Source organism: Nocardia callitridis (assembly GCF_039543305.1).
GTDB lineage: Bacteria > Actinomycetota > Actinomycetes > Mycobacteriales > Mycobacteriaceae > Nocardia > Nocardia callitridis.
In genome coordinates this window covers 303,458-318,187 of the sequence record NZ_BAABJM010000007.1, presented here as the reverse complement: position 1 = coordinate 318,187, position 14,730 = coordinate 303,458, and the positions used below count along the sequence as shown (strand labels likewise).

The 14,730-nt window shown below is 66.3% G+C and carries 9 protein-coding genes; 1 reads left to right on the top strand and 8 read right to left on the bottom strand.

Annotated elements, in window-relative coordinates; genetic code table 11:
• The first annotated feature begins 272 nt into the window (after positions 1-272).
• Positions 273-2,324, top strand: a complete 2,052-nt coding sequence (locus ABEA50_RS27595; protein WP_345499128.1) for a M13 family metallopeptidase — start codon at positions 273-275, stop codon at positions 2,322-2,324.
• Positions 2,325-2,449: 125 nt separating this feature from the next.
• On the opposite strand, the gene ABEA50_RS27590 is transcribed toward ABEA50_RS27595, so the two are convergent.
• The 8 genes from ABEA50_RS27590 to ABEA50_RS27555 all read right to left on the bottom strand — a co-directional run bounded on the left by ABEA50_RS27590 (position 2,450) and on the right by ABEA50_RS27555 (position 14,674).
• Positions 2,450-4,174 (bottom strand): MFS transporter, encoded by a 1,725-nt coding sequence (locus ABEA50_RS27590; RefSeq protein ID WP_345499205.1) that lies wholly within the window; start codon positions 4,172-4,174, stop codon positions 2,450-2,452.
• Positions 4,175-4,400: 226 nt separating this feature from the next.
• Complete coding sequence (locus ABEA50_RS27585; protein ID WP_345499127.1) at positions 4,401-4,877, bottom strand: hypothetical protein; 477 nt, start codon at positions 4,875-4,877, stop codon at positions 4,401-4,403.
• Positions 4,878-5,020: 143 nt separating this feature from the next.
• Complete coding sequence (locus ABEA50_RS27580) at positions 5,021-5,839, bottom strand: ABC transporter permease (protein ID WP_345499126.1); 819 nt, start codon at positions 5,837-5,839, stop codon at positions 5,021-5,023.
• Positions 5,836-6,624: an ABC transporter permease gene (locus ABEA50_RS27575; RefSeq protein WP_345499125.1), complete on the bottom strand. Its 789-nt coding sequence runs from the start codon at positions 6,622-6,624 to the stop codon at positions 5,836-5,838. The genes ABEA50_RS27580 and ABEA50_RS27575 overlap by 4 nt, the downstream gene beginning before the upstream one ends.
• A complete protein-coding gene (locus tag ABEA50_RS27570) occupies positions 6,621-7,586 on the bottom strand; it encodes an ATP-binding cassette domain-containing protein (RefSeq protein WP_345499204.1) in 966 nt (321 codons plus the stop codon). The genes ABEA50_RS27575 and ABEA50_RS27570 overlap by 4 nt, the downstream gene beginning before the upstream one ends.
• Positions 7,587-7,741: 155 nt before the next feature.
• The gene (nbtC, locus tag ABEA50_RS27565; protein WP_345499203.1) at positions 7,742-12,556 is read right to left on the bottom strand and encodes a nocobactin polyketide synthase NbtC; all 4,815 of its coding nucleotides are present in this window, start codon (positions 12,554-12,556) and stop codon (positions 7,742-7,744) included.
• A 55-nt stretch (positions 12,557-12,611) separates the two neighbouring features.
• On the bottom strand, positions 12,612-13,922 hold the full coding sequence (locus ABEA50_RS27560) for a beta-ketoacyl [acyl carrier protein] synthase domain-containing protein (RefSeq protein WP_345499124.1): 1,311 nt from the start codon (positions 13,920-13,922) through the stop codon (positions 12,612-12,614).
• Positions 13,919-14,674: a thioesterase II family protein gene (locus tag ABEA50_RS27555; protein WP_345499123.1), complete on the bottom strand. Its 756-nt coding sequence runs from the start codon at positions 14,672-14,674 to the stop codon at positions 13,919-13,921. Before ABEA50_RS27555 ends, ABEA50_RS27560 begins: the two co-directional genes overlap by 4 nt.
• Positions 14,675-14,730 lie beyond the last annotated feature (56 nt).

Genomic DNA, 14,730 nt, shown 5'->3' with positions numbered 1-14,730 from the left:
CCAGCTGCCCTCCGTACGCGCGCCTTCCAGCGGTTTTCGTCTCCGTGCGGAGCCGACCACTGGGGGTTCACTGCCGGATTGCGGGCACAACTCCCGCAGGCAACCGGATCAGTGTATGGGAATTCCCAGGTCACCCCAAATCCGGGGTACCGACAACCTCGCCGCACGCGGGAGGAATCCGGGCCGTACGCGCGTCGCGCCGGTAGCCTCGTCTCGATCAATGGCTGTCGAACACGCACGCGCGGCCATGCCGCGTCGGGGAGAGGATTCTCGTGACATCAACTGGTCGTCCGACCATTGTGGGCCGCCGCGCCTTCCTGGTCGCATTGGGGGCGGTCCCTGCCGCTGCCGCGCTGGTTTCCTGCTCGACCGAAGAAACCACGCAGGCGAGCAAGACGCTGGTCGGCGTCGACCTCAGCGGGGTGGACGAGGCGGTTCGGCCGCAGGACGATCTGTATCGACATGTCAACGGCACGTGGCTGCGGGAGTACCAGCTGCCGCCGGACAAGGTGTCGTTCGGCTCGACCAGCGAGGCGTTCGAGCGCACCCAGCAGCAGTTGCGCGAGATCATCGACGGCATCGAGGACCCGGAGGCAGGCAGCTACGCGCAGCAGATCCGCGATCTGTACGACGCGCGGGTGGACTGGGACGAGATCGAACGGCTCGGGATGAGCCCACTGTCCGGTTTGTTCGCCGACATCGACGGCGCGGCGACCAAGCCGGAATTGGCGAAGGTGATGGCGCGGCTGCCGATCGCCGGTCTGATCGGGATGAGTATCAGTGTGGATCAAAAGGATTCGCACGCCTACCTGCCCGGTGTCAGCCAGTCGGGACTCGGGCTCGGGGAGCAGTACTACCGCAAGCCCGAATACGCCGAGGTGCTCGACAAGTATCGAATCTTCCTGCGGCAACTCGCCGAGGGCGCGGGGCTGCCCGACCCCGCCGGTGTCGGCCAACGCGTCTTCGATCTGGAGAAGCGGATCGCCCCCGCGCACTGGGACAATGTCCGTAACCGCGACAGCGATGCCACCTACAATCTGAAGACCTGGGACGAAACGGTCGCGCTCGCACCGGAATTCGACTGGGACGAATGGCTGGCGGGCAATACCGATCGGCCGCGCAAACTGTTCGCCAAGATGGTGGTGGCTCAACCTTCCTTCGTCACCGAGGCGGGCAAACTGTGGGCCGAGGTCGATATCGCCACGTGGCGTGAGTATTTGAAGATCGCGGTGCTGCGCGAGCTCGCGCCGTACCTGCCGAAGGCGATCAACGACGCGAACTTCGAATTCAGCGGCAAGGTGCTCAATGGTCAGCAGGAGCGCCCGGAACGTTGGAAGTACGGCGTGAGCATCGTCGACGAGAAGTTGGGCGAGCAGCTCGGAAAACTGTACGTGGACAAGCACTTTCCGCCCGAGGCCAAGCAGCGCGCCAAGGAAATGCTCGATGATGTGATCGACGCCTACCGGGAGAATTTCGCCAATTCCAGCTGGATGTCGCCGCCGACCAGGTCGGCATCGATCGGCAAACTGGAGAAGATCAAGCCGATGATCGGCTACCCGGACAAGTGGGTGGACTATTCGAAGCTGGAGATCACCAAGGGCAAATTGGTCGAATCCTTGCTCGCCATCAATCAATTCGAGAGCAAGCGCGCTTTCGCACGGTTGGGTGAAGAGGTCGATCGCAGCGAATGGAGCATGTCCCCGCAGACGGTGAACGCCTACTATTCGGCGACCACCAATCAGATCGTGTTCCCCGCCGGATACCTCCAGGCGCCGTTCTTCGACAAGGACGCGACCCCCGCGGTGAACTTCGGCGCGGTCGGCGCGACCTTCGGCCACGAGATCGGACACGGATTCGACGATCAGGGTTCGAAATACGATGGTGACGGCAATCGCATGGACTGGTGGACGCCGGAGGACCGGGCGGCGTTCGACGCGAAGACCAAGCAGCTGATCGACCAATACAACGCACTCGTGCCGGAGGGCCTCGATCCCAAACAGCATGTGAACGGCGAGCTCACCGTCGGTGAGAACCTGGCCGACCTGCGCGGTTTGCAGATCACGTTGGCGGCGTTCCGCCAGTCCCAGAAGCGCGATGGTGTGGACAATCCGGACTACAAGACAATGTTCTTGTCGTGGGCCCGCAGTTGGCGACAGAAGCAGACCGACGAACTCACCGTCCGTTACCTGAGTTCAGATCCGCACTCCCCCGCCGAATTCCGCTGCAATCAGGTCGTCCGCAACCTGGAGGAGTTCTACACCACCTTCGGCGTGCAAGAGACCGACCAACTCTTCATGCCCGCCGACCAACGCGTCTCGTTCTGAGGAGATATGCGGGATCGCCGACTCGGTAGGTCGATCCCGCGGACAACGACATCCGGCACGATCAACCGCGCCCGCCTGCTCCGACCTGGGCCGGAGCAGGCGGGCGTGGTTGTTCGACCGACGGGTCAGCGTGCCGGAACCGGGTCCTTCTCCTGCTGCGTGGCCGCGAGGAGTTCTTCCTTCTCGTCCTGACCCCGCTCGTTACCCGCGAAGAACGAGGCGATCGCGGCCAGCACCAGCATCACCGCCGCGGCGAGGAACACCACGACGAGGCCGGAGTGGAACGGTCCGGTAAGCAGATGTGGGAAGAATTCTTGGCCGGTGAGGGTGTCGGCGTTGACGCCTGGTCTGGCGAGTTCCCCTGTGGGACCGAGCAATTCCTGCACCGGGTTGAAGCCGAGGAAGGCCGCGAACATGCTCGATACCGGCGGCATATCGGCCACCTGGGCGGCGGCGCTCGGCGAGACACCTTGCGCTCGCAGGCCGGAGTCGAGCGCCGACGGGATGGTCGAGGCGAGGCCGACGACCATGAGCGAGAAGAAGATTCCCATCGACAGCGCGTTGCCACCGTTGAACAACGTGCCGCGCATCCCGGAGGCCGCACCGCGCTGCGCGGCGGGCACGCTGGACATGATGGCCGCGGTGTTCGGCGAGACGAACAGGCCGCTTCCGACGCCATTGAGCAGGATGATCAGCGCGAACAGCCAGTAGTTGAAGTCGACCGGGATCAGCAGCAACAGAACGAAGGTCACGGCCGCGAGCAGGGCGCCGCCGGTGGTGAACGCGCGTGGGCCGTAGCGATCCGACAGCCAGCCCGAGAGTGGTCCCGCACCGAGGAATCCGACGGTGAGCGGAAGCATGTAGATCGCCGACCACAGCGGTGTCGATTCGAAGGTGAACCCGTGCAACGGCAGCCAGATGCCCTGCAACCAGATGATGAGCATGAATTGCATGCCACCGCGCCCCACGGAGGCCATCAGGTTGGCGAAGTTGCCGAATCCGAAGGCACGGACGCGGAACAGGCCGAGGTGGAACATCGGGTCGGCGACCTTCGACTCGATCACACAGAACACGCCGAGCACCGCGAGCCCGCCGAGGACGGCGCCGAGCACCCACGGGTTGGTCCAGCCGGTGGCGGCTTCGCCGTAGGGCTGAATGCCGTAGGTGATACCGGTGAGCAGTGCGGTCAGGCCGATGCCGAAGGTGATCGTGCCCGCCCAGTCGAGTGTGCCTTCGGAGCGGATACCGACCTCGTGCAGCGAACGGTAGGACCACACCGCGCCGATGACGGCGATCGGGACGCTGACCCAGAACACCGCGCGCCAGTCCCATTCGGCGAGTACGCCGCCGATGAGCAGGCCGAGGAATGATCCGGCGACCGCGGCGACCATGTTGATACCCAGCGCGGTGCCGCGTTGTTTGGCGGGGAAGGCGTCGGTGAGGATGGCCGAGGAGTTGGCCATGAGCATCGCGCCGCCGACGCCCTGGATCACCCGCCAGACGATGATCCACATCGCGCCGTGCCCGCCGTCCCACGGGTCGAACGACAGCGCGACCGCGGAGACGGCGAACACCGTGAAGCCCATGTTGTAGACCCGGACCCGGCCGAGGATGTCACCGAGGCGGCCGAACATGACGACCAGCACCGCGGTGGCGAGCAGGTATCCCATCAGGATCCACAGCAGGTAGCTGACATTGCCCGCTTCCAACGGGTTGAGTCCGACGCCGCGGAAGATCGCCGGGAGCGAGATCAACACGATGGACGAGTTGATCGCGCTCAGCAGCACACCGAGCGTGGTGTTGGTCAGGACGATCCACTTGTAGTGCGGATGGTCCCGGTCGAAACTCATCCTGCGTCGGATGGTCCGCACGTCACCTGAATCGAGTTCCTCGGAATTCGTCACAACAACCCCTCGCAGTTTCTACCTGCGCGAACTATATAATTAGGTGATCTAACGATCAAACGGGAGCGACTGTGCGGTGCTGTGAGATATCCCGGATTGACAACGACGCCGACCCTTCACCGCAGCGGAGGGGGTCGGCGTCGTCAGCGTCGGTCGGCGAGCGCCGACTCGGTCAGTGCAGCACGCTGTACTGCGCGGACAGCACGAATCCGTGCTCACCGACCTGGCAGTCGACGGTGCCTTGGAAGCCGACGCCACAGATGGTGTTCTCCAACGTGATCTTGTGTCCCTCCGGCAGCAATTTCGCCTCGGGGTGCGTGAAATTCGGCCGGGACGTGGTCACGAACTGGGCGGGATCGGTGATGGTGGCGCGGACCTGATTGGTGCCCTCCGGCGCGTCCGCGGCCACCGCGTCGCAACCCACGGGGCCGTTGTTGAAACGAATCGCGCAGAACTGACCGTAGGGCGTCTGAAAGAACACGCTTCCCGCGTTTTCGGGTTCGGGCACCTGGTACTCGGCGGGGTCCACCGGCGTCCAGTCGACGAACGGGTCGTCGATAGCCTGCGCAGGCCCGGCGGCGGCGAGCAACGCACCCGCGACGAGCGGGGTCACGGCGGCGAGGGCGGCGAACTTGGCGCGGTCGAACATGGTTTTCCTCCGATGTCGGCGATGCGTCACGGATCGGCACCGAGCACAACTCGCCACTGAAACGTGTTCTGTCACTTGGCTGTCGTCGCCGACGCTCGGGTCGTTAACGCGCACGTCCATGACCGGGGCAGCCCGTCAGTAGTTCAGCTCTCCGCCGCCTTGCGGTAGCCACGGACGGCGAGCGCGCCGAACACCACGACCAGCCCGACCGCCCACGCGAGGGTCTGCAACAGCGGCGTAGCGATCGGCCCACCGCCGAGGAATCCGCGCATGGCCTCGATCGCGCAGCTCATCGGCTGCCCGCGCACGATCGGCTGCAACCAGCCGGGGTAGTTGCGCACCGGGACGAATCCCGAGTTGAAGAACATGCCGACCAACACGACGATCGAGAACAGTTGCACGACCTTGTCACCGATCGCACTCACCCCGACCGTGATGACCAGCGGTGTGAAACCGACGATGAGGATCACCGGCACCACAACGGCACCGAGTGCCCCGGCGAATCCCTGCTCGAATCGCATGCCGAGCACGAGTCCGATCACCAGCACCAGCACGGTGGCGACGAGGGTGCGCCCGCACTCGGCGAGCAGTCGACCCACCAGTCCGGCCGACCGGTGGATCGGCAGCACCCAGAATCGGCGCAGCAAACCGCCCTGCCGTTCGGCGAACAACGACTCCCCCGTGCCCATCGCGCCGTACATCGAGCCAGCCATCGCGATCATCGGCACGAATCCGTCGAGCGGGTCGCTGTCGCCGCTGATGTTCAACGATTTGGCGAGCACGAGGTCGAACATCAACAGCAACAGGATCGGCAGCGCGAACGTACTGGTGAGCACCTCGGGTTGGCGCGACCATCTGCGCAGCAGCCGCCCCGCCTCCACCAGGCTGTGGCCGAGCAGCGTCCCGGTGTACTGCGGTCGGGATTCCGAAACATTCACCTGGCCAACACTTTCCGCACTCATGGTCGATGTCCTTCCGCACGCACCGCCAGCGCGGTTCCCACGATGAGCAGTGCCACGATCCAGATCGCCGCCACCCCGAGTTCGGAGGTGAATCGGCCGTCGGCGAGGCCACGCAACGCATCGGTCAATTGGGACACCGGTTGGTTGCGGACGAACGGCTGAATCCAACCGGGAAAACCCTCGGCGGCCACCAAACCCGTGGAGGTCATGATCAACAGCAGCTGCGGCCCGAACAGCACCGTCGAGCTGATCTGGGTATTGCGTGTCACGGTGCCGAGCGCATCGGTGCAGATCACCAGCGCCGCACCGAAAGCGAGCACCACCGCGACGAACACGAGTGCGGCACCGACGCCGTGGAAACGGAAGCCGAAGATCGTTCCGATCACCAACGCACCCGCCAACGCGGTCACCGCGCGCAGCAGATTCGACGACATCCGCGCGGCCACCGGAATCCACGGCCGCACCGGCATCGACCGCAACCGGGTCGCCATGCCGCCCGCTACCTCGCGCGCGGCACGGTCACCGGCGAACATCGAGGTGAAGAACATTCCGTACACCGCGAGCAACGGCAGCAGGTACTGCGCGTAGTCGATGCCTGCGGCCTCCATGGACTTGCGCAACGGAATGTAGAAGCACAGGTAGAACACCAGCGGTGCCGAGAAGACCAGGATCAGGTCGCCTTCGCGCAGCATCGCCCGAATATTGCGTTCACTCAGCGCACTCCACTGCAATCTCGGCGGAACCCGCAGGACACCAGGCTCTTTCGTCAGCTCCGCGGTGGTCACGCCGGAATCTCCGTGCTAGGACGCTTGGTCAGCTCGATGAAGACCTCATCGAGCGAGGGACGCCGCAGCGCGATATCGATCAATTCGATTCCGGCATCGTTGATCCGGTTCAGCGCCTCCGAAAGCGTCGCCGCGCCGCCGGGAGCGGGCAGCGACACCCGGTCCTGGGACTGCGCGATCGCGACCTCTCCGAGCCCGGCCAGCGCGGTCACCACGGCGGGCACATCACCCGCGTCGACCGGAACGACCTCGCAGTAGCTCGACCCCGCCTCGGCCTTGAGCTGGTCGGCGGTGCCCTCCGCGATCACCGTGCCCTTGTCGATCACGATGATGTTGTCGCTCAGCGCATCCGCTTCTTCGAGATACTGCGTGGTGAGCAGAATTGTCACGCCCTGTTGCTTGAGCGAACGCACCAGCGCCCACAGGCTCTGCCTGCTCACCGGGTCGAGGCCGGTGGTGGGTTCGTCGAGGAACACCACCCGCGGCGGACGGACCAGACCGCACGCGATGTCGATGCGCCGCCGCATACCGCCGGAGTACTGGCCGACCCTGCGACCGGCCGCCTCGGTCAATGCGAACTGGTCCAACAGTTCCTCGGCGCGCGCGGCGGCCGCCTTGCGACGCAGACCCATCAGGCGTCCGAACAGCACGAGATTCTCGCGGCCGGTGAGCATTTCGTCGAGTGCGGCGTATTGGCCGGTGAGCATGATCGACGACCGCACCTGCGCCGCTTCGCTCACCACGTCGTAGCCGACCACGGACGCACGTCCGGCGTCCGGCTTGGTCAGGGTGGACAGGATCGAGACGCTGGTGGTCTTGCCCGCCCCGTTGGGTCCGAGCACGCCGAGCACGCTGCCGGTCGGTGCGCTGAAGGAGATGCCGCGCAGCGCGTGCACCGAGCCGAAGGATTTCTCCACCGCATCGACGACGATGGCGTGATCACTCGCGGCGGTGCCGGCCACCGGCACCGACACTCGCGCTGATGTTTCCGGCCCCGCTGACGTTTCCGACACTGTGCTCTCCGTCTGGTTGGTCACTACTACTCCCCGAAAGTTACGTAAGGCTAACCTGATTCAGGCGTTCGCGCTACGGCTACCGATGCCAGCAAACGCCCAGCTCACGCATCAGGATCACGGACCGCCGTGAAGAGTCGCTGATCGAGCAGCGCGAGCGGATGATCGGGGTCGGGCAGGGTCGCCAGCGGCCGCAGGCCAGCGGCGGAAAGCTCACCGACCCATTCGTTCTCGGTCAGGAAGATGCGGTCGGTGCCCGCGCGCACATCGGTGAGCCCCGCGTGTGGCTGCCCCGCACGCGGCGACATCAAGAAATGCACCGAGGTCAGCAATTGCGCGTGTGCGTGGCAGGTTTCGATGAATACCAGTGCGCCGTTCGGTGTGAGCAGGTCGTGCAGTTGGCGCAGGGTGTGTCCGACGTCGTGGGCGTTGTGCAGCACATTGGCGGCGATGACGAGGTCGTAGCGCGGCTGGCGCGCCAGATCCGTGTTCATGTCGACGATGTCGAACCGCATCCACGGGTAGTCGGCGAACTGGGTGCGCGCCGCGTCGAGGAAGAAGTTCGAGACATCGCTGAAGTGGTACTCGACCGGGAGCCCACCGAGCCCGGCCACCACATCCGCGGTGGTGCCGCCGACCCCGGCACCCAACTCCAGAATGCGCACCGGCGATCGCCGCACGCGCAACCTGGCGGCCAGCTCGGCGATCACCTCCCGTGCCGCGCGATTGAGGTAGCGACTGATCAGGTTTTCCCGGTAGGAGGCCGCCGCGATATCCGTCCCACCGTCGGCGAACAGCAACTCCTGCACTCGAATTCGGTCCTGCCCCATCGAGGTCAGGTTGTCGTCGGCGGCGACGAAGAAGGGCGCGAGTTCGGCGGGGTAGCCGAGGTCTAGGCACACCTCGTCCAGACCGGATCGACTCGGCGACGCCACCTCGCGCACGCGGCGGTAACGCTGCGCGCCGTCCTGCTCGAGCACCCCGTTCTCGGTGAGCGCGAGCAGCCATTGCCGCAGCAGCCACCGGTGTCTCGGCACGAATTCCAGTCGGTCGCCGATCTCTTCGGCGGTCGACGCGGTAGCGCTGTCCAAGGCGGGAGCGATGGCGGCCAGCATGGCGCGCAGGCCGAACAGGTCGACATCTCTTCGCGCAGAACGTATCCGGTCCGCGTCGAGGTCATCCGGAACGATCTGAGCCGCACCGAGGCGTGCGCGGCCGATGGGGTCGGCGACGCTCGATTCGGGAGCAGCCGCTATGACCGAACGCGCCGTAACTTGCTGCGCTACACCATGATCAGTCGACGCTCGCACTGTTTCGTCCACCGAGGACGACGTTTCGGAACAGTACTGGCCCGGAGCAGACATTTCCGTCGAACCAGCCCCTGCCACGACCGAGTCCGTCACGGTCGCTACGGGTCGACTTGTTGCGTCGTCCATGACGGGATGCGATGCCGAGGTAGGCGCGGTTGCTCGCCGGACAGAGGACACGCCCGCAGGGTCGACGCTCGCAGATCCGGCGGGCGGCCCGAGAGGGACATGCCGCTCATTCGCCACACCCTGCGCTGTCGGCGCGGCTGTGCCCGTCGAACGAGTCTTTGTCGCGATCGAGTTCGCCGCGGGTCGGGATGTTCCGGCATCCGTGCGGACGTCCGGGGTCGCACCCGCGGGGTCGACGCTCGCAGATCCGGCGGGCGACCCGAGGGGGGCTTGCACGCCTCGCGCTGTCGGCGCGGTCGGCACACTTTTTGTTCCGCGCTCAGGTTGCGCACGGTGGGTGCGCGACGCGGCGATTATCGGCGTGGTGACGGCGCCGGGTGTCCCTGTTTCGGTCGAATCCGGCCGCACCACACCATGTTTGCCGACGAGCCCGACGACATCGTTGAGCGAGGCACCGCCGATGAGTTCCGCGACCGGAAGTTCGTAGCCGAATTCGCTCGTGATCCTTCGACGTAACTCCAACGCCTGCAGGGAGTCCAGGCCCAGGGACACCAGCGAGCGGGTGTTGTCGATCGTGTCGAGTTCGCCGACGCCGATGACATCGGCGAGCACGGCGGCGATCCGAGACGGTAGGTGCGCCGCAGTGGCATCCGAGACACTCGTCCGCGTGGCAGGCGTGGCACCGTCGCCCACCGGCGACTCCAGCTTCGACAGCACCGGGCCGTATCCGTAAGCCCCGAGTACGGAACGTCCACGCTCCCAGTCGAACGCCGCGATCACCGCGTTGCCGGGCAGCGCGCTCAGTCCGAGCGCGATGGCGTCGGCCGAACGCATGGGCAGGTAGCCGACCTCGGCCAAAACCGAGGTGTCGGCGGCGCCGTCACCCTCATGCACGGCCCACTGCCCCCACTGCACCGACACGCAGTCGTATCCTTCGGCACGCAGGTGGTGTGCGTACGCATCGAGTACGCGATTGGCGGCGGCGTAGACGAGGGTGCCACGGCCGCCGAGTGTCGCCGCGAGCGAGGAGCACAGGATGATCCGGCAGTCATCGGTGCGCGCCAGTACATCCAGGATGTTGGCGAGACCGACAACCTTCCCGCGTAGCACCTGATCGGTGTGCGCGGAGGTGGTCTCGGCGAGTTCCAGGTTCACGATTCCGGCATGGTCGGCCGCCGCGTGAATCACCAGATCAGCTGGCGTTGCCCGTAATTCGTCGGCCAGCCGGCGGGCCGACTCGACATCGCCGACGTCGCAGGCGTGCACGTGGATGCCCGATGCGGTGACCGCACGTACTTCCCGCAGCCGCTCGACGGCCACCGCCGACCCGCCGGACCTGCTCACCAGCGTGATCCTGGGGACACCGCGACGCGCGAAGTGCTCGGTGAATTCGAGGCCGACACTTCCGGTGCCACCGATGATCACGACGTGCTGGTAATCCTGGCGGGGCGTACCGACCTGTTCGGCCTCGACGAGGCGCTTCGCGTAGAGGGCGCCCGCGCGCAGTGCGAGTTCCGGTTCTACGGCCGTGTGCAGCGCGGTCAGTATCTTGGCGGGCGAATTCTCCTGCGCAGCCGTGATATCCAGATGCCGGAGGGCGACCCCGGGGTACTCGGTACCGACGCTGCGCAACCCCGCGCTGGCGGCGGCGGGTACCGGATGCGGCGGCCGATCCTCGGCCACCACGGCCTCCCCGCCAACCGTCACCAACCAGTAGTCCACAATGCCCGCGCCGGGTTCGGTCCACCACCGACGGATTCCGAAGAACTCGCCGACCTCGGTGGCCACCGCGGCACCGTCGAGTTCGGGCAGCTCAGGCAGCAACACCACCAGGGTGTCGAGTTCGCTGATGTCTTCCTCGGCGTCGATGACTCGCGCGCTCGCCCCGTGATTCTCGGCCTCCGCGCACAAAGCGGCGGCCAAGTCGGCGCAGGCGCCGGTGTGGTCGATCAGGCCAAGCACGCGTGGCGGGGTAAGGGTGCGACGCACCAAACGATCCCAGGTCTCGACCAGCACCTGTGGTGTTGCCGCACGCACGGCCGAGTCCGGCACCGGCGAATCCAGCACGAGTGAATCCGGCACGGCACGCGCGTGCACGGCAGGCGCGTGCGCGGCGCTCACCGGTGCGGCGGTTGCCTGCCGATCTGTCGCCGACGTCGCGGCGGTGCGCTGGTGCGCCAACCACATCGTCGTCTGGTTCATCAGCACGTTCGGGAAATCGAGCAGCGGCGGTCGCGGCGCCAGCTCGGATTCGACGCGCAGACGTTCCCATGGGTAATGCAACGTGCGCACCGCGAGCGTTGCCAGATTGCGGGTGAACACGCTCAGGTCGGTCGCGGTCCGCCGCGAGGTTCCGAGCACGGTCGTCGCCCGGTCACCGGCCAGCGCGGTGAGGGTTTCACCGATCGGCAGTTGCAGCGTCGGGTGCTCGGCGAGCTCCACGAAGGTCGTCACGTCGCGGGTCACGGCCTCGGCAACGGCCAGGTCGAAGCGCACCGGATTACGCAGGTTCAGAAACCAGTACTCGTCCACCGGCTGGTCGATCGGCACGAGCGCACCGAAGGTCGCACCGATGCAGTCGATCCCGGATTCTACGAACCGGGTGTTGGTCAGTCGGGCGCGCACCGCGTCGGCGATGTCGGCACGGAACTCGTTGACCACACTCGTGTGCGCCGGATAGCGCACTCGGATCACCCGCCCGAATCGTCCCTCGGCCACCATGGTGTCGACAATCTCGGTCACGACCTCGCGGTCCCCCGAAATACCCACCATCTGCGGTGAATTCAGCACCGATACCTGTGCCCAGCCCGGACGGCGCGCGAGCAAGGCCTCGCATTCCGCGCGGTCGGCGTCGAGCACCGCCATGGCGTACCGATCCGAGGCGATGCGATCCACCGCGCGCGCCCTGGTGCCGACGACCACCGCCGCGTCGGCGAGGGTCATCTTGCCCGCCACATACGCGGCGGCGATCTCGCCTTGGCTGTGGCCGATCACCGCGTCGGGCTCGACACCTACCGATCGCCACAGCGCGGCGAGACCGATCATATGGGTGAACAGCGCGGGCTGTACGACGGTGGCGCTGTCGTCGGCCTCGGCCGTGTCATCGAGCAGGTAGGCCAGCGGCGACTCGTCGAACAATGCACGAAAGACGGTGTCGCACTGGTCGAGAGCGGCACGATATGCGGGCGCGTCCTCGTAGAAGAGTCGTCCCATCCCCGGCCGTTGACCGCCTTGCCCAGGAAAGACGAAGGCGCGCCTTCCCTCGTCGGCGGGCGCGTCGGAGCGCACCACCGAGGGATGTTCGCGGTCTTGCGCGATCGCGCGTAGCGCGGTGATCACGCTGTCACGATCGGCGGCCATCGCCAGCGCGCGATACCTGCGTGGAACACGGGTGCGGAGCAGGGTCTGCGCGACACGCTCCGCCGAAACCCGCTCGTGCCGTTCGACATAGGCGAGCACAGCCGCGGCTTCTTCGCGCAGCAGCGCGGGATTCTCGGCCGACAACAGGACCGGGATCGATCCGTCCGGCAGGCGATACTCAGAAATCGTCGTTCTCCTCACGAACGGGCATCGCGATGATCGCGTGCGCGTTGGAACCGGCGGCGCCGAAGGAGGACACGGCGCCGTAGCGCAAGCCGTCGGTCGGCTCCCACGATCGCGGCGCCTCGGCCAGGCGAAGGCTGGAGCTTTCCCAATCCACCCGCGTGGTCGGCCGGTCGGCGAACAGGGTCGGCGGGATCTGCCCGTGCTGTCCGGCCAGCAGCAGCTTCGCCAGCCCGAGGATGCCCGCGGCGGCCTGCGCGTGGCCGAAATTCGATTTCAACGACCCGAGCAGGGGGTCGGAACCCGCTGCGCCGTAGGTGTTTTGCAGTGCGACGATCTCGACGGGATCACCGGCACGGGTCGCGGTGCCGTGTCCCTCGACCATCGCGACGAGCGCGGGGTCGATCCCCGAAGCTTCGATGGTCCTGCGGATCAGCCGCTCCTGCGCGTCCGTGCGCGGCGCGAGAATGGGCCTGCCCTTGCCGTTGTGGTTGTTGCGCACCGCGAGTATTCGTCCGAACACCCTGTGTCCCAACGTCTTCGCCCGCGATTCGCGTTCCACCAGCACCATGCCCGCGCCCTCACCCCACAGCGTCCCGGTGGCGTCCTCGGAGTACGAGCGGCAATGGCCGTCGGTGGTCAGCGCATTGGCTTTGGAGAATTCGAAGAACCCCATAGCGGAAGACATCACGCAGACGGCTCCGGCGATGGCCCAGTCGCATTCGCCCGCGCGCACCGAGTTCGCCGCCGTTTGCAGTGCGGTCAGCGAGGAGGCGCAGGCCGAGTCGATGGTCATCGACGGACCGGTGAGACCGAGGCTGTGGGAGACCCTGCCCGCGACGCTCAGCGTCCCGTAGCCGACGGTCCTGACCCCGTTGAAGTCGTTCACTTCATCGGCACGCGGTCCGTACTCCATCGGCGAGGCTCCGATGAAACAGCCGACGTCTTCCCCTGCCACCGTGCCGGGATTGACCCCCGCGTTCTCCAGCGCTCGCCATGCCGTGCGCAGCGCGACGCGTTGCTGTGGATCGGTGGCCAGGGCTTCGCGCTGACCGATTCCGAAGAAGGCCGGGTCGAATTCGGTGGCGCCGTGCAGGAATCCGCCCGCGTCGCAGACCTTGCTCCACCCCGCTTGGTGCTGCGAGAGCGCCAACAGTTCGCCGATCGGCCACCCGCGATCACGCGGGAAGGGCTCGATCATTTCCTTACCCGCGATGAGCGCGGTCCACAGCTCGTCGGGGGTCTCGACGCCGCCTGGCGCTTCCACGGACATTCCCGCGATGACGATCGGATCGGTGTCGGTCATGCGGTAAGCCCTCCTCGTGCGTGTTCGGCGAGCAGGTCGGCCATGGTGTCGAGGTGGTCGTTGAGGTAGAAGTGGCCACCCTCGAAGACGGTGACCTCCACGTCGTCGCTGTGTTTGCGCCAGCCGTGCAGGTCCGCGAGTTCGACAATGGGGTCCTGGTCGCCGCCGATGGCGTGCACCCTGGTGGCGATGCGCACGTTCTCCGGGCAGGTGTACGCGTCGGAAGCCAGGTGGTCGGCCTTGACGACCGGTAATGCCATCCGCATGAGTTCACGGCTGGCGAGCACGTCGGAGCCCGTGCCTTCCAACGTGGCCAGATGGTCGAGCAGGGCCTCGTCCTCGGTGGGTGGGCGCTGCCGGAATGCCGCGCGGCTCGGCGCGACTGCCGCCGAAATCGTGGCCTGCCGCACCGGAATTCCGGCGGCTTCGGCGAGCCGGACGAATTCGAACGACACCAGCGCACCCATGCTGTGGCCGAAGGTGATGATCGGATCGCCTCGGTGGTACACCGATGAGCTGAATTCGGCGAAGGCGCCCGCCGCGATGTCCGGCAGCGAGGTCAGCGGCGGTTCGCTCGCGCGGTCTTGGCGACCGGGGTATTGGAAGACGATGACGTCGAAGTGCGCGCTGAGGACTTTGGAGAGCTTGCGGTAGGCCGATGCACCCGCGCCAGCGTGCGGAAATATCAGAAGTGGTGTGCGCTGCGGCGAATCCGACTTGTGGAACTTCCGTATCCACCCTGGCTTGTGCATCGTGCTGCTCCACTCTCGATGTGCGCCCGCCCGAGTGTTCCGGGCCGTACACACCT